The sequence below is a fragment of the Winogradskyella arenosi genome, from assembly GCF_003337305.1.
Lineage (GTDB): Bacteria > Bacteroidota > Bacteroidia > Flavobacteriales > Flavobacteriaceae > Winogradskyella > Winogradskyella arenosi.
This window is the reverse complement of record NZ_QPJO01000002.1, coordinates 853,779-874,188: the sequence shown is the minus strand read 5'-3', so window position 1 is coordinate 874,188 and position 20,410 is coordinate 853,779. Positions and strand designations below refer to the sequence as shown.

Sequence of the window (20,410 nt, the reverse complement as noted above, 5' to 3'; positions counted from 1 at the left end):
GGAATTTCATAGTTTGATTTAGGATTATTCCTCCTTCATCATCATATAATCAGGTAGTAATTTCTCTTCAGCAGTCTTTGGTTTAGACTCTTGTTGGGGTGGATTTTTATCTTTTCTATTCTCGCCAGTAAAAATAATTCGCAATAATTCTTTAAAGGAATCGAACTCTACATTATAAGATAACCCAACTCCTTGGGTGTAGCCTATTTCTTCTCCGAAATTCCGTATGCTATTTTCTCTATTAAATACTTTAGCTCTTAAGGTTCCATCTTCATTTAAAAGTAAATCTATCTGTACATTACCACTAATCACGGTTTGGCTGGCACTACCAAAAGGTACCCCCACCTTACCATTAACTAATATTTTTTCACTTATTTTAGTTTGAAGGGTTACCCCAACCTTATTATCGGTTTGAAGCTCTGGTGTGTCCTGACCAATTTCAAAATCGAAACCAACATCTAAGTTGCCGTTGCTTGTCCCAAAAAGGTTATTGACGATTCCCGTAAGCCGTTCGGAAATAGTTCCTGTAAAATTTGCTCCGGTTACGCCACTAGAGAAGCCTCCAGACATTAAGAATATTAAGGCTTGGTTATCGCGCTCTTCTTTAGAGGACAAACGGTATTCTAGCTCCGATTTTACGGTAGAACTCACGTTTGGAAAACGGAAGTCGAACTGCGGATCGGGTTGCTCTAGCTTCCCGGTTAAATGAATTTCTACCTCTACATCTATACTTTGGTTTATAGGGTTATCTAACAACACTGAAGGGTTAGCATTACCCGCGTAAAGGGCTTTTAAATTAATTTCAGCTCCCATAGGCTCTCCTTCCCAAACGATACTCCCCCCTTGCTCAACTTTAAATTTCTTTTCTACAAAACCACCGTATTTGAAGTTGTAAAATCCTTCGAGCACCACAAAATCACCCCACATATTAAAGGTTCCGTTGGTGTTGATTAAGAAATTAAGTCCTCCCACACCTCTACCTTTAATGGTACTTCCGGCTTCTTTATCAATAACAATTTCTATGGTAGCATTCTCATTCACATTTAAATCAAAATCTAAGACTAGACCTTTAATTTCAATTTGTTCTGTAATCTCGCCCTTTATTCTGTTGGCTTTTTCTTCAGGACTTAAAAAATGGATAAAGGAGTTGTCTCCAAAACTTTCAGCATCATTTAAAGGAATAAAGAATTCCGTTCCGGCTTCGGTACGTCCATTAATCACTTTAATAACCAATTGTTCGGTAGGGCCTTTAATTTCGGCTTTTCCGGAGATAAATCCTGTTCCGTAATACAACTCGTCTTCAGACTCTTCGGTGTTTAACACTAATAAACGGTCTGTAGTGAGTTCTAAACCGAGTTTCCAATCGGAAAAATTATTATGAGCAATAAAACCATTAAGACTTCCCTTAGAGAAATATTTAGAATCCGTCATGGCCACGTCATTAAAGATAAATTGCTGCCCACGCAAGGACACTTTAGAATCGAAATCAAAACCATAATCTACATTGAGATACGGAATGGATAAGCCGGCACGATCTAAAAGCAACTCTCCATAAATGGCGGGCTTATTTAAACTCCCTGTAACATTGGCATAGCCCGAAACTAAACCTCTAATATTACTAATCACCCCTTCCCCTAGCGGATTTAAAGGATCTAGCATAAACTCTTCAAAGGTGACATCTAAATCTATCGTCGGATTTTTTTGCGCCACATCAATGGTCCCTTTTGCATCAAAAGATTTTAGGTTGTCATTAATTAATGTCACATCGACATCGTAATTGGTAATGGAATTATTCCCTTCAATTTTTGCACTAAGATTTCCTAAATCGTAATCATTAACAAACAAACTTGAAATTTCTACATTAGATTTTGGGAGATACACCCCGTCGTTCTGTACCACATCTAACTTCCCATTTACAAGCCCTCTTAACGCTAAACTATCTATACGAGGGGTGATCTTCACCAACTCTACGTCTTTAAAATCTACATTAAAACTCTTATTTAAAGAATCTTTTATGGCGCCCGATACGACTATCTCTTCATCTTCATGTGTTATACGAATAGGAAAAATGTTGAAAGCCTTAAAATCTCTATCAAACTGAATTTTGTTTAGACTGTCCTTTTTAGCATTTAAAAGCCAGTTGTACCCTTTAAAACGCACATCTGATTTTCTAATTCCCACAACCGATTTATTCGTTTTATCTATGGTGTAAAACAGATTGAGCTGAAAATCGTCCTTATTATTTTCTCCGCCTTTAAATTCCGTTTTAATCAGTAGTGTGTCACGTCTTGTTACATTAATTAGACTAAACTGAGACGCATTATAAATCCCCGCATTTAAACTATCAATTTCTATATAGGTATTGTAAAGCGGGTTGCTATTATCAATATTAACATTAATGTTATTTGCAAAATAATCCTTGAACTTAATTTCTGGCGAATTAAATGTAAGTTCAAATCCTTTTTCATCGGTTTCAATTTTACCCTCAATAAAGGTATTTTTCCCAAGGGTAAGATCTTTATAAAATACAGCCGCGATCTTAGAATAAATATTAAATCTAAAATCGATATACTGTCCTTTATCCACCACATTAGGCACAAAATTGGTATAAATACTCCCAACAGAATTCTCAACCAAACCTAAAATGTCTTTGGTTTTAAATTGCCCTGTAATGCTTCCTTCTATAATATCAGGAGAATTTATAGCTATGGTACGCTCTTCATCTTCAAACGTAGAGACGATATCAAAATCTTGAAATTCATAATTGCTATCTTGATTTTTATAGGTGGTATTTTTAATATTAATAGATCCTACAGCATTATCAATTGTTGTTCCTACTGCAGACATTGTCACTAAACCTCTAAATTCTGAAATACTATCTCGGGTTACAAAATTTAAGGCACTTAGATTGGCGTACCCCACATTGGCTTTAAAATCGAATTTCTTAAGGTCTTCTGAAAAATCAGCTAAACCATTAAAGTTGAGTTGTAAGTTGAGATCTTCAACATCGAGGATCCCATTAAAAATACTATTTCCTAAATCTCCAGAGAGTTTAATATCTCTATAGGTATAATGGTTATAGTTTAGTACAAAAATATCACCTGTAACTTCGGTGTTTAGGTTTTCTATGGTAAATCCTTTACCATTCACATCTAAATTTAAGGATGTATTTTCTACTAAAGGATCATTTATTAAGGCACCGATATTGAATTCTTCTAACACTACATTCCCCACGTAATTGGCGTTATCGATATCATCAATATTAGTCAATTCTAGATTCGATTTAATATAACCTAAATCGGTATCAATCTCTAAATCGGCCTCAACGCGTTTAGTGGTTATAAAAGACGTTCCTTTAATCTTAAAATTCCCCACCTTAGAAATCACCGTTGGAATTGAATTCCCCAGAAGTCTTGGCATCAATGCTGTAAGATCGCGATAATTAGAAGCGAGGTTTTGAAAATTTCCGCGTAAGGCAAAACTATCATCTTCCTTACTGAATAAATTTTCAAAGGTAATAGCGCCAATAATTCTTGTGTTACTGCTGGTACTTACATTGAGGTTTTTGGCTACAAGATTATTTAAAGTTCCAGAAAAATCGGCATTAAAATTAGCGTGCTGCTCGGTTCCAAATTCATCAAAAAAGACATTTAACTCTGTTAAAGAGATATCAGAATCCCTAAAACTGGCTTCCACATTTACCTTATCGCTAAAGTATTTAAAATCTTCACGGTTGTAATTAAACCTTAAATCGCCTTTTAATTCTGAAGCTTCTGTTTCAATATTTAAATCCCCAAAACTCATATGTTCCAAGGTGTATTCAAAATTGGCCATAAGGTTTTTCACCGCAATACCACGACTGTCCTTAAAACTGAATTTATTGATACGAGCGCTTACTTCAGGCCCATTAATTAAAAAATTGGTGGTGTTCGCATTTAAGTTGGTAAACTCAAAGATTTTAGGCGTCTCAAGATTTTCATCAAGCAATCTAAAAATTCCATCTTCAATAGACACATCGCTAGAAGAAAATAGAAACTCGCTTGGTCCAACACGTGGATTATCGGAATCAAATTTAGCGACAAACACATCGAGATTGGTATCGGACTCTCCTTTGTAAGTAATTAAATTAAACACCACATCCTGAAGATCGATATCGCCAAAATTAAGTTTACTCTTATACAGATTTCTAAAACTAATAATAGAACTGTTTAACTCCCCCACACTAATAAGGGTGTCTTTTTTATAGTCTCTAATTAAGATTTCTTTTAGCTCTACATCGCCATTAAGCTGAAGTCCAACACGCCCAATATTAATGTCTGTTTTAAAATCGGCATTCACACGGTCGGTGACATACCTTCCCAAACGGGTTTGCACCGCTGGAATAGAAAGTATCAAAAACAAAATAAAAAAAAGTAGCAATATGATTCCTGCTAGTTTTCCTATTATTTTAAGTATCCGTTTGATAGAATTAATGCGTTTTAATGTGTGAAATCTTATTACCTTTGTCCCTACAATACGTTGTTAAATATGGCCTTGGACTATAAATGGTAAAATTAACAATTATTGTGCCTAATATCGACTATGGAAAAAGAAAATATTTACATCCTCGGAATTGAATCCTCTTGCGATGACACCTCTGCCGCTGTGCTATGTAACGCTCAAATTTTAAGTAATGTTGTTGCCAATCAAGAAATACATACAGAATATGGTGGTGTGGTACCAGAATTAGCCTCTAGAGCACACCAACAAAATATTGTTCCGGTTGTTCATCAAGCTTTAGAAAAAGCCGGAATAAAGAAGGAACAGCTCCATGCTATTGCTTTTACGAGAGGCCCAGGATTAATGGGATCGCTTCTTGTAGGCACTTCTTTTGCCAAGTCTTTAGCTTATGGTTTAGATATTCCACTTATTGATATTAACCATATGCAGGCTCATATTTTGGCCCATTTTATTGATGAAGAGCATCAGCAAAAGCCCTCATTCCCGTTCTTAGCGATGACGATTTCTGGAGGTCATACACAAATTGTAAAAGTGAATAGCTATTTTGACATGGAGGTTTTAGGCGAAACTATTGACGATGCCGTTGGTGAAGCCTATGATAAAAGCGGAAAGGTTTTAGGTCTTGGATATCCTGCCGGACCAGAAATTGACAGACGTGCGCAATTGGGAAATCCTAAGGCTTTTAAATTTACGAAACCTAAAGTAGACGGTTTGAAATTTAGTTTTTCAGGATTAAAAACCGCCATTCTTTATTTCGTTCAACGCGAGGTTAAGGCCAATCCTAACTTTATTGAAGAAAACCTAAACGATATTTGTGCCTCTATTCAATACACGATTATAGGTATATTGATGGATAAACTAAAAGTCGCTGTAAAACAAACGGGTATTAAGCAAATTGCCATTGGCGGTGGTGTTTCTGCCAATTCTGGTATACGCAAGGCGTTAAAAGATGCTGAGCAGAAGTTTGGGTGGACCAGCTATATTCCAAAGTTTGAATATACCACCGATAATGCAGCTATGATTGGTATTGTGGGGTATTTAAAATACTTAGAAAAAGATTTCTCTGATTTTGATGTTATGGCCACAGCACGCTTAAAACTGTAAGGTTTAAAGTTTGTAGATTATTTCTGTTGAAGGTTTTTATGGGCTAGAAAGACCCAGGAGGTCACAATTTTAATAATTGTTGCCCCTTCGGATAACATATTAGTCCGTTTCGTTCCATAATCGCTTAAAATTTAGTTGTTTTGTAAGACACCCAAATCAAACACTTTTTTAAATTATGAAACATTTACTGACCTTATTACTTTTCATGCCATTTATCTGTGCAGCTCAATCTGACTTTGAGCAGCAACTCGATTCTATTTCAACACCAGAAGAAGCAACTACCTTTTTAAAAGAGAAGAAACCTTACAAAGGAAAACTTTTCACCTTTAACAAAGCCAAGCATAAAACAAAATTAGCCGACGAATTGTTTAGCATGTCTAAAGGCGGCAAAAAAGTGATTAAAAGCAACTACAAAAAAACCTACTATAAAGTTGTTGATAAGGCTAACGTTAATTATTCAAAATTTAGAATTATTGTTTTTGATGCCGCTAAAACTTCGAAAGAATCTGCCATAAACGAGCGTAAAGATGTGCTTACACAGTTTTTACAAGGCTATCGTTTTAAAGATTTAGCCAAACATTATTCTCACGGCCCTACCGCTAAAATGGGTGGTGACACCGGTTGGATTAAAGAAGGAGAAATGTCTCCAGAATTTGACGCAGAAGCTTTTCATGAAAATCACGCCTCTGATGAAGCTTTTATTGTAGACGACGCGACCCACAACAAATATTATCTAGTTATCCAAACCGAACCTATAACCTCTATTGAAGAGATTACGGTTTTAAAATTTAGTGAAAACATCGATTAATGCAATTATTTTACAATCCACATATTACGGCACAAGACACCGACTTTAGTTTTGATAAAGATGAAAGTCGGCATATTGTAAAGGTTTTAAGAAAAACCGTCGGAGATACGCTACAAATAACCAACGGTCAAGGTTGGTTATTTGAAGCGAAACTCACCTCTGCACATCAAAAGCAGTGTTCCGTAAGTATCCTTTCTAAGACCTTGCAACCACCACGTGACTACGACCTACATCTCGCGGTGGCACCAACAAAGATGAACGATCGTTACGAATGGTTTTTAGAAAAAGCCACAGAAATTGGTGTAAGCAGCATTACCCCTATTATCTGTGAGCATAGCGAACGTAAAGTTGTAAAATTAGAGCGCTTTGAGAAGATTATACAATCGGCCATGAAGCAATCTTTACAATATTACTTGCCCACTTTAAACGCTCCTATAAGCTTTAAAACGTTTATGTCTCAAGATTTTAAAGACCAAACCTTTATTGCCCACTGTGAAGAAACCGATAAAAAATCATTAAAATCACAATTACAACCTTCTGGCAGTTACACCATTTTAATAGGTCCGGAAGGCGACTTTAGCGTTAAAGAAATTGAAATGGCGTTGCAACATCAGTTTATTCCCGTAACTTTGGGTAAAACGCGTTTAAGAACAGAAACGGCCGCAATTGCAGCCTGCCATTCTGTAGCGTTTTTAAATGAATAAATGCATGAAAGTTTTCTTTTCCATACTCAGTCTTTTCGTTGCTTTAAATGTATTTTCTCAAGATGTCGCTATCTTAAAATACAAAGGCGGCGGGGATTGGTATAGCAACCCTACAGCGCTCCCTAATTTAGTGAAGTATTGTAATGACCAAATTGGTACTAATATTAAAGAGAATATACAAACGGTAGAAGCCGGAAGCATCGATATTTTTCAATTTCCCTTGTTGCATATGACGGGGCATGGCAATGTCTTTTTTAATGATGACGATGCTGAAAATTTAAGAAACTATTTAATTTCAGGAGGCTTTCTTCATATTGATGACAATTATGGTATGGCTCCTTATGTGACCAAGGAATTAAAAAAAGTTTTCCCTAATCAGGAACTGGTAGAAATCCCTCGCGACCATGAAATATTCCATACTGCTTTTGAATTTAATAACGGACTTCCTAAAATTCATGAACACGACGGAAAAACACCTCAGGCCTTTGGTATTTTTGTAGACAATAGGCTTGTTTTACTTTTTACTTATGAAAGCGACTTGGGTGATGGTTGGGAAGACCAAGAAGTGCATAATGACCCTGAAGCTGTTAGAGAAAAAGCTTTAAAAATGGGCGCTAACATTGTAAAATATGCTTTCGAAAACTAAATTTCAGTAGGGCTTAATATTACCTTCTCATAAAGCGTTTTTAGAATAACACTATGCAACTCGACCATTATACTACCAATTTTAAGCAGCAGCAACATCCTATTACTGTGGTGTGCGATAACGTTAATAATGCTCCAAATATTGGCAGTTTGTTTAGAACAGCAGATGCCTTTGGTGTAGAGGAATTAATTTTTTGTGGTACAGACCTTCAGTTAGGCAGGCGTATGGCAAAAACCTCGCGTGCAACCGAAAAATACGTATCGCATAGAATTAATGAAACTATTGAAACCGTTATAAACGATTTTAAATCTAATAACTATTACCTTATTGCACTTGAAATTTCTGAAACCAGCCAACCGTTAAGCACGTTTACACTAAAAACCGACCGCCCTATTGTCCTTATTCTGGGCGATGAAAAATTTGGCATTTCTAACACCATTTTAAGTCAAGTCGATGCCACTATTCATATTAATATGTATGGAAACAATAGCAGCATGAATGTGGTACAAGCCACAAGTATTGCACTCTACGAATTAACCAAGCAACTTAATGCTTAAATTTGCCTTGCTCGAGATAATTCAGCATCTTTGAGTAAATCTAACCTTATGAATTCAAAAATAATTTCCCAAGGCCTGTTAAGAGCGCTCGGTATCATCGTAGCGGTGCTTCTTGTCCTCTATTTTTTATTTAAAATTCAGTCCGTAATTGTTTATATCGCTATTGCCGTAGTTATTTCGTTAATTGGACGTCCAATTATTCTATTTTTAAGGAATAAGCTTAAGTTTAATAATACCATCGCAGTCGTAACCACAATGCTTTTACTTGTAGGACTTTTAGTAGGACTAGTGGGCTTATTTATCCCGCTAATTGTGGAACAAGGCCATAATTTAGCCTTGCTGAATATAGAACAGCTTCAAGGCAATATTGAAAATCTCTACGATCAGATTATTACGTATTTACAGTTTAACCATATCGATGTAGAACAATCCATTAAAGATTCTAACCTCTTTGCTAAACTCGATTTTGCCATTATCCCTAATTTCTTAAACGGATTTATAAGTGGATTAGGAAGTTTTAGTATAGGTTTATTTTCGGTGCTTTTTATCTCATTCTTCTTTCTAAAAGACAGTAAATTGTTTGAAGACGGCCTTATGACCTTTATCCCTGTGGGCAACGAAGAGCGTTCAAAACGTTCTATAAATGCTATAAAGGACCTTCTTTCACGCTATTTTGTAGGCTTAATATTTCAGATTTTAATTTTATTTATCATTTACACAATCGTTCTTTTAATATTTGATATTGATAATGCTATTGTGATTGCCTTTCTATGTGCTTTGCTCAATTTGGTCCCTTATATAGGACCTGTAGTGAGCGGTTTTTTAATGCTGCTTTTAAGTATGTCTAGTAATTTGGGTGAAAATTTTAGTGCCGTTATTTTACCAAAAACAACTTATGTGATGATTGGGTTTATCTTTGCACAATTGGTCGATAATTTTTTTAGTCAACCTTATATATTTTCAAAGAGTGTAAAATCGCATCCCTTAGAAATATTTTTAGTCATTATCATTGCCGGAATTCTTTTCGGTGTTGTGGGTATGGTAGTTGCAATACCAACCTATACCGCCATAAAAGTGGTTTTAAAAGAATTTTTATCGGACTATAACATCGTAAAAAAACTGACCAAAGGTTTATAATTTTATTTTGAAAGACGCACTGCTCCAACCCCAGGTTCAAGACTATATTAATCAGCATCTCAATGCAGACCCGACCGAACTTTTGCTTCGTGGCCTTCCTTTTGAAGATATAGATCCTAAATTGATCATAGAACAGATTGAAGCGAAAAAACGATGCGAAAAGAAACTTCCGACGTGGTATAAGTCGGAAAATATTTACTACCCTAATAAGTTAAATATAGAGCAAACTTCTTCAGAACAAACCGCGGCTTATAAAGCGGCTCTTGTTTCGGGAAAAAGCCTTATTGATGTTACGGGAGGATTTGGTGTAGACACCTATTATTTTTCAAAACAAATAGAGCAGGTTATCCATTGTGAAATCAATACTGAGCTCTCTGCTCGCGTGGCGCATAATTTTAAGATTTTAGACGCTGAGCACATTACTTGTCTCAGTACAGATGGCGTACAAGCCGTAACGGAATTAAAAACGCCTTTAGATTGGATTTATATTGATCCCTCTCGAAGAGATCAGAGCAAACAAAAAGTATTTTTACTAACGGATTGCGCTCCAGACATTACGGTTTATAAAACTGTTTTTCTAAAGCAAAGTAAAAACGTGATGATTAAAACATCACCATTATTAGATCTTACGGCCACATTACGCGATTTAGAGCATGTTAAGGAAATTCATATCGTGGCGTTGCAAAATGAAGTAAAAGAATTACTTTGGATATTAGAACGGGATTATACCGCTAGACCCCATATTAAAACCATCAACCTATTAAAATCTGAACATCAGCATTTTGATTTTAATATTGACAAGGAATCATCCTCCATCGCGACCTATAGCAAGCCACTAGATTATTTGTACGAACCTAATGCGGCCGTCCTAAAATCTGGAGGATTTAATATTCTGAATCAAAAACTAAAGGTTGATAAACTCCATCAGCACGCACATTTATATACCTCAAACACCTTATTAGAATTTCCTGGACGACGTTTTAAGATTGAGAAGGTGTTACCGTATAACAAAAAAGCCCTTGCCAAGGAAAAGATTGCTAAAGCGAATATTACAACCCGTCATTTTCCAATCCCTGTAAAAGACCTTCGAAAGAAGTTTAAAATTAAAGATGGTGGCGAGGTTTATTTATTTTTTACCACGGACACTGACAACTCGAAAATCGTCATTGTCTGCTCTAAGGTTTAAAATAAATTTAGAAGCCTAATTAAAATATGCGTTTCAATAAATTTTATCCCTTTTTAATTTTTAAATGTACTCCAAAAAGGATCCTTACCATTTAAATTTTTCAGAGAAATGAAAACGGGTTTAACGCTGTAATTCTTTAGTTTTATTACGCTTTTAGCCTATAGACGCAAAAACCTTCAAAAAAAGTGAAATTTATTTTTAAGCATATCTCACTGATAAATATAGAGTTAAAAAACAAGCGTCTAAATCTTCTAATTTTTTTTCAAAAAAAGTCTCTAAAATGTTGTGTCCTTCTAAATGTTCTCTTATATTTGCACCCGCAATTCAAGGATTGCACATTGAAATACTGGAGAGGTGCCTGAGTGGCCGAAAGGAGCGGTTTGCTAAATCGTCGTAGGTGGAAACACTTACCCAGGGTTCGAATCCCTGTCTCTCCGCAAAATTTACTGCAGCTTATGCGACAGTATGTATTGAATTAAAGATAACCTATTCGGGGTGTAGCGTAGCCCGGTTATCGCGCCACGTTTGGGACGTGGAGGCCGCAGGTTCGAATCCTGCCACCCCGACTTTTATTGTAAATTTAGAGTTTAACTCTAAAGGGTCGCATAGCTCAGCTGGATAGAGCACCTGCCTTCTAAGCAGGCGGTCCTAGGTTCGAATCCTAGTGCGATCACAAAAAGCCTTACTATTTTTAGTAAGGCTTTTTTGTGCTTAATAACGCTAACGCGGTAAAAGAACAAAACGCTCGCATTACAGAACGGATCTTAAAATTCTAAATCCAGAACACCTTTATAATTGCTTTGATGCCTTTGCTTTAGCGCTAAAAGGTAAAATCATACGCCAATTAAATCACTTCTTAAAGCGTGTGTTAGGGTGCTTTATTTTATAAATCTTTTTTAGTTTTAAGTGATCACTATTTTAAATGTCCCAACCTTTTTACCAACTCTAATGGCAAAGATTGAAGGTGATAAGTTAAAATAACCATTAGCTTCAAACTAACTGGTGGACCGTATTCAAACTTTAAATTGAATTCAGATTCTAAATACTTAAAAGTTTGAGCACTGCATTTTATTTCTCCTTCCATCCAATTGGTCCAACCCAATACAATTTTTTTCATTCCTTTTCTTAGAATTAAAAAATTGTCATCAATCCCTGCATCGAACCCACAATATTTCGCCGAAACCCACCAACCGTAATTTTGCCATTCAGAAATGAGATGCATCCACGTTTCCGTTTTAATATTAATGGCCGTTTTATTCAAATTCAGTTTAAGCATTTAAGTTTTTAAGTTGGTCGTGCACTTACAAACATCACTAATTGGGCTTCGCTTTCAAATAAAAATAGCACATTTGAATCTAGCCTCCCTCCTACACGCTTTATTTTATTTACAATAAGGCCACGCTTTTAACTGTGTCTTCCTTGAGATCTTTTTTAAAACGTTTCCTAGACCTCAGAAAACATGGTAAGCTCTAAGCCTTATTTTTTATCGAAGGTTATAGCGGCCATTTATAAGTTGTCCTTTAGTAGGATTCATTATTCTGGATATTCAATACGTAAATGATAGATATTCGCCAACTTGGACTTTAATACTTTTTTTATCGATTGAATTTCTTTAAACGTAATATCCGCATTAAGAAACTGCCCGTTTTCCATCTGTTTGTTAATGATATTCTCTACGAACTCGTTAATCTTAGTGCTAGTGGGTTCCTTTAAACTTTTAGAAGCAGCCTCTACACTATCGCACATCATTAAAATAGCCGTTTCTTTACTAAATGGTGTTGGACCAGGATATCTAAAATCATTAACATCTACATTTTCATTTGTCGCCTTTTCCTTCATATAAAAATAGTAGACCAAACTAGTTCCGTGATGTGTTCTAATAAAATCTATAACCCGATCTGGTAATTTGTATTTCTTTGCAATCTCAATACCTTTAATGGTGTGATCTATAATAATTTTAGCACTTTCTTTGCTTGATAATTCATCATGCGGATTAAGAGCCGTACTTTGGTTTTCGGTGAAATACGTTGGATTATTCATTTTACCAATATCATGATACAAGGCCCCTACTCGTACCAACATGGCATTCGCTCCAATTTCATTAGCCGAAGATTCAGCCAAATTTGCAACATTTAAAGAGTGGTGAAAGGTTCCGGGTGCTCTATTCGATAATTCTTTTAATAATTTAGTATTCGTGTCTGAAAGTTCTAATAAAGACACATCCGATACTAAACCAAATATTTTTTCATAGATGTAGATCAGCGGCTGCACAAATAAAGTTGCCAATCCGCATAATACAAACAACCCAAAGGTTTCTAGTTTTAATCCGGTAAGTTGTCCTTCATGAATAACGAAAAAGGCAAAATAAGCGATAATATAAATCAGGGTAATTTGTCCTACAGAAATAAAGAGGTTTGCACGCTTATATAATTCCGACACCGTTAAAATAGTAACCATCCCCGCAATGATTTGTAAAAACATATACTCGTAACTATTAGGCACAACAAAGCCTAAAAGTAAGACCGTTAAAACATGTGTAAACAACCCTAATCTGGCATCGAAAAATGCTTTTAAGACCAAAGGCATGATACACAATGGTACAATATAAATAAATTGGGAATTGACATTAACCACTAAAGAAGTAATTAAAATCATTAAAGCGATATTGAAAAATATAAAGGTGACTTTAGTGTTGTTTAAAAACACCTCATTTCTATATTTTTGAAGGAATAGCAACAACATTAATAGCGTTAAGGCGACTAATACCGTATAAGATACCAAGACCCAGTTGTAATTGGCCGTATTCCATTCTTGAGACTCATATTCCGATTTTAAAGAACTTAAAATATCGTACTGAGGTTCTTCAATTACCTGTCCTTTAGAAATAATTAACTGATCTTTCTCTACCCGACCACGCGTTAAGGACAAACGCGATAATTCTTCCTCAAGAGCTTTATTCGTTAAGGTTTCATTGAGACTGATATTCGGTTGAATGACATCGAAAAAAATAGACACCATTCGTTTCTTAATCTCTACAGGAAAAGCATTTCCTAGGTCGGCCTCAATATGACCTCTAAGGGTACTGAGTTCATACAGACTGCCATATTGCACTTCTTTTTCCACTTTATTAGCCGTAGCTAACTTCACCACCCGATCGTCATCATACTTATATTCTAAATCTAAAACCCCTTGATCATAGAGTTTTTTAATTATAGATTGTCCTTTTTTATACAAATCTGATTTATCACTTACAAAATCATTAGATTCTATAAAAACTTGATTAAATCGCGCTAAATAATCCGACAAGACATTCTGCTCAACCGCCTTATCAAGCTCAAAATAAACCAAACTTCGACTTGTAATTTCGGCTTTTTCTTCTTTAATCTCTTTGGCCGATTTTTTAATCGCAAAATTAAACGGCGCGTAAAGATTTTCGGACTGCCAAGGCTTACCTTTTTCAAACGAATACTTAAACTTTCCTGTTTTAGGAAACAGGTACACAATAAACAGTGTTGTAACAATAAACAACAACACTTTATAGACTAGAGCGTGGTTCTTATACCACTTGTTATAGAATACATTCATATACAATCAAATGTAATAAATATTAAATTTTTAGAGGGCTAATATCATTAATACATTCTCAAATCTCTCAAAAAATGTTTAATTTCGCACGAAACAACAATCAAACAAATTTATTATGAATAAGGATGTCGTTATCGTTTCAGCCGTAAGAACGCCAATAGGTAGTTTTTTAGGCCGTTTATCTACCGTTCCTGCCCCAAAATTAGGTGCTACAGCCATTAAGGGAGCCTTGGACAAAATCAATTTAAAACCCGAATTGGTAGATGAGGTCATTATGGGGAATGTTGTACAAGCAGGTACAGGACAAGCCCCTGCAAGACAGGCCGCCATTTATGCTGGAATTCCTAACACCGTACCTTGTTCTACAGTCAATAAAGTGTGTGCTTCAGGGATGAAAACGGTGATGCAAGCAGCACAAGCTATTCAACTAGGAGATGCAGAAATCGTTGTTGCAGGTGGTATGGAAAACATGAGCTTAATTCCACATTATTATCATGCAAGGACCGCCACTAAATTTGGACCTGCAACCTTAGAAGATGGTATGCAAAAAGACGGATTAGTGGATGCTTATGACAAAAATGCCATGGGAGTTTGCGCAGATGCTTGTGCTACAGAATATGAATTTTCTAGAGAAGCTCAAGACCGTTTTGCTGTTCAATCTTACGAACGTTCTAAAGCCGCTTGGGACGCCGGAAAATTTAAAGATGAAGTTGTACCCGTAGAAGTTCCACAACGTCGTGGCGAACCTGTTTTAGTGGATACAGATGAAGAATACACAAACGTAAGAATGGATAAAATTCCTTCTTTACGTCCTGCTTTTAGTAAAGACGGCACGGTTACCGCTGCTAATGCCTCTACCATTAATGATGGAGCCGCCGCCTTAGTCCTTATGAGCAAAGCTAAAGCCGATGAATTAGGCTTAACTCCTTTAGCTTATATTAGAGGCTATGCAGATGCCGCCCAAGAACCAAAATGGTTTACAACAGCTCCTGCAAAAGCTTTACCTAAAGCCCTAGCCAAAGCAAACCTTGATCTCGATGCCATTGACTACTTTGAGTTCAATGAAGCTTTTTCTGTGGTTGGTTTGGCGAATATGAAAATTTTAGGTTTAGACGATAGCAACGTTAATGTAAACGGAGGTGCTGTATCTTTAGGACACCCATTAGGTTGTTCTGGAGCTAGAATCCTTGTAACCTTAATACACGTCTTACACCAAAATAAAGCAAAACTAGGAGCAGCCGCAATTTGTAATGGTGGTGGTGGTGCTTCTGCGATGATTTTAGAACGCGCTTAACAAAACTCTATGCAATACGGCATTTGCAATCTTGGGATTGTACCTATTAGAATTGAACCTACGGATACTAGTGAAATGGTAACGCAGGCCTTATATGGCGATTATTTTAAAGTGCTAGAACAGCGCAGAAATTGGAGCCGTATTCGTTTTGCTTACGATAATTATGAAGGGTGGATTGATAAGAAGCAATTTTTAGAAATTGATGCTTCTCAATACGCAGATTTATCTAGAGCGAATATTAACTTATCTAAAGATTTAGTTGAATTTGTAACAGATGATTCTGACCACTTATACCCGATTCCTGCGGGCTCTAATATGAATGGACTAAAATTATTAGGCCATCATTTTGACGGCTTAACTTTAACCTCTAAAAGTCCGAAGGAAAACATAGTAAAATCGTCTTTTCTTTACCTTAATTCCCCTTATTTATGGGGTGGAAAAACACCGTTTGGAATAGACTGTTCGGGTTTTACGCAAATGGTATATAAGCTTAACGGTTATAAAATTCAAAGAGATGCCTCGCAACAAGCCAAACAAGGCGAACCTTTAAGTTTTATTGAAGAGAGTGAACCTGGCGATCTTGCCTTTTTTGATAATGCTGAAGGGAATATCACCCACGTTGGTATCATTATGGAAAACAACTATATCATTCACGCTCATGGTAGGGTCCGTATTGACCGTTTAGACCATAGCGGTATTTACAATATTGATAGAAATATACACACTCACAAACTTAGAGTGATTAAAAAAATAGTATAAAAAAAAGCGACTGAAAAGTCGCTTTTTTTTGATCTATCTTTATTTCTTAGTTACCTGCAGCCGAAGCTTCAATCTCTTCAACTTTAGCACGCATTTCTTTAAATTTAGCTGTTTCACCTAATGCACTATAAATGTTCATTAAGGTTTTAGCGGCATCTACATTTGTGTTTCTTAACTCTAATGCTTTCTCTAAATAAGGAATGGCATCATGATATAATTGTGAACGTTGTGCTTTTAATTCATCATACTTCTTATTATCTGCTGCACTGGTTCCTAAACCATTCATCTCTTCTACGATCGCTGCTTCACCACCTAAAATTACAACGGCTAAGTTATTGTAAGCATCAACATAGTTAGGGTTAATTGAAATCGCTTTTTCATAGTATTTAATCGCTTGATCAGCGTTTCCACCTTCAGCAGCTAAAACCCCTAAGTTATATTGTAACTCTGCATTCCCTGGGTCTTTTTCAGTCGCTTCTTCCATTAAAGCTTTAAACTTTTCTTTATTCCCCATTTTCAAGTACACATTAGCTTCCGATAATAATAATCCTATATCATCTGGGTTTTCAGCTCTTGCATCTGCCATAGCACCTAAAGCTTTTTCATTTTCTCCTTGAGAGACATAAATAAGTGCAATGTTCTTTACAATCTCAGCTGTTTTAGCTTCAGATTTTTCGTCTTTAGGATCTTTATGTAATTTCGCTTTTACAGAAAAGTCACGTTGGTTTTTATCACCAAAAGATTCTTCTTTGCCTGTTTCAACATTAACAGCGGTATAAAGCATACGCTCACCTCTATATCCCATATTTTTCAATTGAAGATAATAGTCTAAAGCCGCATCATAATCTGGCTCAGAAACTGCTGATGAAGCTGCATAGTATAAATACATGGTATCTTTAGGCGACATTTTGTAGACCTTTTCAAAACCTTTAGCGGCTACTTTAAAGTTCTTATTTGTAAAGGCTTTATTGGCCTTAGTTAAATAAGCGTTCATCATATCAGTAGTCATCTTATTAGCCTCTGGAGTATATTTTAATTTCCCCATTTCAGACTCTAAAGTTTTTAGATTATCGATGCTAACGATTGCTTCATCAATATTAGCGTCAGATCCTTGTCCGTCCGCATATAAAGCTTGGGCTTTTAAATAATAAAATTTAGCTTTTAATTTATCGTCCATGCTTCCTAATAAAGCTTCTGCAGACGCTACCGCAGACTTGGCATCTCCGTAATTTGCATTTTTTATTGCTTTTTCAATTGCCTTTACTTCATTTTTTTGAGCAAAAGACATCGACGACATTGCCAAAAGCAACATTAATGTCATTAGTTTTTTCATCTCGTATTAAATAATTTAATTGTTAATTATAGTTTTTAGTTTTCAGTTTCGTTATTATCAATAGCCGTGCCATCTTCCTGCGTGTCATTAGCATCAAGAATTTCGGCGTCTAATTCTTCTATCACTTCTTCGTCCTCTTTCATCACTTTAGCAACGGCAGCAATAGAATCATTTCCTTTTAAGTTGATTAATTTAACCCCTTGTGTTGCACGCCCCATAACTCGTAAATCAGCTACGGCCATACGAATTGCAATTCCAGATTTATTGATTATCATGAGATCATCATCATCTGTAACATTTTTAATAGAGACTAAATTTCCTGTTTTTTCTGTGATAGAAATGGTTTTAACTCCTTTACCTCCTCTGTTGGTAATTCGGTAATCTTCTAAACTAGAGCGTTTTCCGTAACCATTTTCAGAAACCACTAAGATATTGCTTTCCATATCATCTACAGCGATCATACCAATAACTTCGTCTGTATTTTCATCTTGAAGACGAATACCACGTACTCCAGAAGCACCTCTTCCCATTGGTCTAGTCTTCGCTTCTTCAAATCGAATGGCTTTACCAGATTTCAAGGCTAGCATCACTTGGCTTTCCCCAGTAGTTAATTTTGCTTCTAATAACTCATCGTCATCTTTAATGGTAATGGCATTAATACCGTTAGAACGTGGTCTAGAATATTGTTCTAAAGATGTTTTCTTAACCTGTCCCTTTTTAGTTGCCATAATGACATAGTGACTGTTAATGTAAGCTTCATCTTTTAAATCTTGCGTACAAATGAAGGCCATAACCTTATCATCTTGCTCAATATTAATTAAATTCTGAATCGCTCTACCTTTTGAGGTTTTAGAACCTTCTGGAATTTCATAAACACGCATCCAGAAACATTTTCCTTTCTGCGTAAAGAACAACATGTATTGGTGATTGGTTCCTACAAACAAGTGTTCTAAGAAGTCCTCATTTCGGGTTGTTGATGCTTTCTGTCCTACTCCACCTCTATTTTGTGTTTTGTATTCTGACAGAAGCGTTCTTTTAATATAGCCTGCATGCGAAATGGTAATCACCACTTGTGCATCTGGAATCATATCTTCAATACTAAGATCTCCCCCTGCATATTCAATAATAGAACGACGCTCATCACCGTACTTTTCTTTAACAACTTCTAGTTCCTCCTTAATAATAGCCATTCGGCGTTCTTTCTTATCAAGAATGTCTTTAAGATCAATGATAGTTTTCATGATCTCATCATATTCAGAACGTAATTTATCTTGTTCCAGACCTGTTAACTGACGCAGACGCATCTCAACAATAGCCTTGGCTTGAATTTCTGATAATTTAAAACGCTCTATTAAACTGTTTCGCGCCTCATCAGCATTACCCGAAGCACGGATAATTTTAATAACCTCATCAATATTATCTGAAGCAATAATTAAACCTTCTAAGATATGTGCACGCTCTTCAGCCTTACGCAATTCGTAAGTTGTACGTCTTACAACAACCTCGTGGCGGTGTTCAACAAAATAGTGAATTAAATCTTTAAGATTCAATAACTGCGGACGTCCGTTTACTAAGGCAATATTATTTACACTAAAAGAGGTTTGTAAAGCCGAGTACTTATAGAGTTTGTTAAGTACGATATTAGGAATAGCATCACGCTTTAAAATAAAGACAATACGCATCCCTTTTCTATCCGATTCATCACGAATAGAAGCGATACCTTCCATCTTTTTCTCGTTTACCAAGTCAGCAATCTTCTTAATCATGTCTGCCTTATTCACTTGGTAAGGAATTTCAGTCACAATGATACATTCTCTTCCTTGAACCTCTTCAATAACCGCTTTACCACGCATTACAATACGTCCACGACCGGTATGAAAAGCTTCTTTTACACCATCATAGCCATAGATTGTTCCTCCCGTAGGGAAATCTGGTGCTTTAACGTGCTGAATTAATTCATCTATTTCAATATCATTATTGTCAATATATGCAATAGTCCCATTAACAACTTCTGTTATGTTGTGTGGCGGCATATTCGTAGCCATACCCACAGCAATACCAGAAGCCCCATTAACAAGTAACCCTGGAATACGTGTAGGAAGTACTGTTGGTTCTTTTAAGGTATCATCGAAGTTTAATTTATGATCTACCGTTTCTTTCTCTATGTCCGCTAACATATCTTCCGATATCTTGCGCATTCTAGCTTCTGTATAACGCATTGCTGCAGGGCTATCGCCATCTACAGATCCAAAGTTACCCTGTCCGTCTACTAACATATAACGTAAACTCCATTCTTGAGCCATACGCACCATGGCATCATATACAGAGGTATCTCCGTGTGGGTGATACTTACCTAAAACTTCACCGACGATTCTTGCTGATTTTTTATGTGCTGAATTTGCTCTAATACCAAGCTCATGCATACCATAAAGCACACGTCTATGTACCGGTTTTAAACCATCTCTTACATCTGGTAACGCACGTGACACAATGACCGACATTGAATAATCAATGTAAGCCGATTTCATTTCATCTTCAATGTTAATTGGAATGAGTTTTTCTCCTTCTGCCATATATAAAATTAATTAGTTTTTTTGTAAATCTTCATAACGTGCTAATATAACCAAAATACTACTGTTTACCGCTAAAATCCTCATCATTTTTGGGATTTTTTATTAACAATATAAGCGCGCATTTTAGTTAATAAGTATCTCTGTATTTCCTTTGATTTAAAATGCTTTTTCTGTCTCTTCGTTTAGAACATTTAATAACCTTAAAAGATCTTCTAAATTTATCT

Annotated in this window: 14 protein-coding genes and 3 tRNA genes; 12 read left to right on the top strand and 5 right to left on the bottom strand. The window is 35.9% G+C overall.

Features of this window, described 5'->3' with window-relative positions:
- Positions 1 to 24: 24 nt before the first annotated feature.
- Positions 25 to 4,395, bottom strand: a complete 4,371-nt coding sequence (locus DFQ08_RS08500) for a translocation/assembly module TamB domain-containing protein (RefSeq protein WP_245935397.1) — start codon at positions 4,393 to 4,395, stop codon at positions 25 to 27.
- Between the two features lie 186 nt (positions 4,396 to 4,581).
- On the opposite strand from DFQ08_RS08500, the gene tsaD reads away from it, so the two are divergent.
- From tsaD to DFQ08_RS08450, 10 genes are all read left to right on the top strand, one after another.
- On the top strand, positions 4,582 to 5,604 hold the full coding sequence (gene tsaD, locus DFQ08_RS08495; RefSeq protein WP_114309564.1) for a tRNA (adenosine(37)-N6)-threonylcarbamoyltransferase complex transferase subunit TsaD: 1,023 nt from the start codon (positions 4,582 to 4,584) through the stop codon (positions 5,602 to 5,604).
- A gap of 175 nt (positions 5,605 to 5,779) precedes the next feature.
- Positions 5,780 to 6,412, top strand: coding sequence for a peptidylprolyl isomerase (locus tag DFQ08_RS08490; RefSeq protein WP_114309563.1), 633 nt, complete (start codon positions 5,780 to 5,782; stop codon positions 6,410 to 6,412).
- Complete coding sequence (locus DFQ08_RS08485; RefSeq protein ID WP_114309562.1) at positions 6,412 to 7,116, top strand: 16S rRNA (uracil(1498)-N(3))-methyltransferase; 705 nt, start codon at positions 6,412 to 6,414, stop codon at positions 7,114 to 7,116. Before DFQ08_RS08490 ends, DFQ08_RS08485 begins: the two co-directional genes overlap by 1 nt.
- A 4-nt stretch (positions 7,117 to 7,120) precedes the next feature.
- Positions 7,121 to 7,762 (top strand): DUF4159 domain-containing protein, encoded by a 642-nt coding sequence (locus DFQ08_RS08480; RefSeq protein WP_114309706.1) that lies wholly within the window; start codon positions 7,121 to 7,123, stop codon positions 7,760 to 7,762.
- A gap of 53 nt (positions 7,763 to 7,815) precedes the next feature.
- A complete protein-coding gene (locus DFQ08_RS08475; protein WP_114309561.1) occupies positions 7,816 to 8,319 on the top strand; it encodes a TrmH family RNA methyltransferase in 504 nt (167 codons plus the stop codon).
- Between the two features lie 48 nt (positions 8,320 to 8,367).
- Positions 8,368 to 9,456 carry an AI-2E family transporter gene (locus DFQ08_RS08470; RefSeq protein WP_114309560.1) on the top strand — a complete coding sequence of 363 codons (1,089 nt, stop codon included), beginning with the start codon at positions 8,368 to 8,370 and terminating at the stop codon, positions 9,454 to 9,456.
- A 4-nt stretch (positions 9,457 to 9,460) separates the two neighbouring features.
- Positions 9,461 to 10,642 carry a THUMP-like domain-containing protein gene (locus DFQ08_RS08465; protein ID WP_449441478.1) on the top strand — a complete coding sequence of 394 codons (1,182 nt, stop codon included), beginning with the start codon at positions 9,461 to 9,463 and terminating at the stop codon, positions 10,640 to 10,642.
- Positions 10,643 to 10,990: 348 nt separating this feature from the next.
- A tRNA-Ser gene (locus DFQ08_RS08460) sits at positions 10,991 to 11,079 on the top strand.
- A 54-nt stretch (positions 11,080 to 11,133) separates the two neighbouring features.
- Positions 11,134 to 11,208 (top strand) — tRNA-Pro (locus tag DFQ08_RS08455).
- Between the two features lie 33 nt (positions 11,209 to 11,241).
- Positions 11,242 to 11,315, top strand: a tRNA-Arg gene (locus DFQ08_RS08450).
- A 240-nt stretch (positions 11,316 to 11,555) separates the two neighbouring features.
- Here DFQ08_RS08450 and DFQ08_RS08445 read toward each other — a convergent pair.
- Both DFQ08_RS08445 and DFQ08_RS08440 read right to left on the bottom strand, forming a co-directional pair.
- On the bottom strand, positions 11,556 to 11,918 hold the full coding sequence (locus DFQ08_RS08445; RefSeq protein WP_114309558.1) for a hypothetical protein: 363 nt from the start codon (positions 11,916 to 11,918) through the stop codon (positions 11,556 to 11,558).
- Positions 11,919 to 12,175: 257 nt separating this feature from the next.
- Positions 12,176 to 14,227, bottom strand: a complete 2,052-nt coding sequence (locus DFQ08_RS08440; RefSeq protein WP_114309557.1) for an HD family phosphohydrolase — start codon at positions 14,225 to 14,227, stop codon at positions 12,176 to 12,178.
- Between the two features lie 115 nt (positions 14,228 to 14,342).
- Here DFQ08_RS08440 and DFQ08_RS08435 point away from each other — a divergent pair, with 115 nt between their 5' ends.
- The gene (locus tag DFQ08_RS08435; protein WP_114309556.1) at positions 14,343 to 15,521 is read left to right on the top strand and encodes an acetyl-CoA C-acyltransferase; all 1,179 of its coding nucleotides are present in this window, start codon (positions 14,343 to 14,345) and stop codon (positions 15,519 to 15,521) included.
- Positions 15,522 to 15,530: 9 nt separating this feature from the next.
- Positions 15,531 to 16,280, top strand: a complete 750-nt coding sequence (locus DFQ08_RS08430; protein WP_114309555.1) for a C40 family peptidase — start codon at positions 15,531 to 15,533, stop codon at positions 16,278 to 16,280.
- A 46-nt stretch (positions 16,281 to 16,326) separates the two neighbouring features.
- Here the strand turns inward: DFQ08_RS08430 and DFQ08_RS08425 are convergent, their stop codons facing one another.
- Positions 16,327 to 17,613: a tetratricopeptide repeat protein gene (locus DFQ08_RS08425; protein WP_114309554.1), complete on the bottom strand. Its 1,287-nt coding sequence runs from the start codon at positions 17,611 to 17,613 to the stop codon at positions 16,327 to 16,329.
- A gap of 35 nt (positions 17,614 to 17,648) precedes the next feature.
- On the bottom strand, positions 17,649 to 20,186 hold the full coding sequence (gene gyrA / locus DFQ08_RS08420; protein WP_114309553.1) for a DNA gyrase subunit A: 2,538 nt from the start codon (positions 20,184 to 20,186) through the stop codon (positions 17,649 to 17,651).
- Positions 20,187 to 20,410 lie beyond the last annotated feature (224 nt).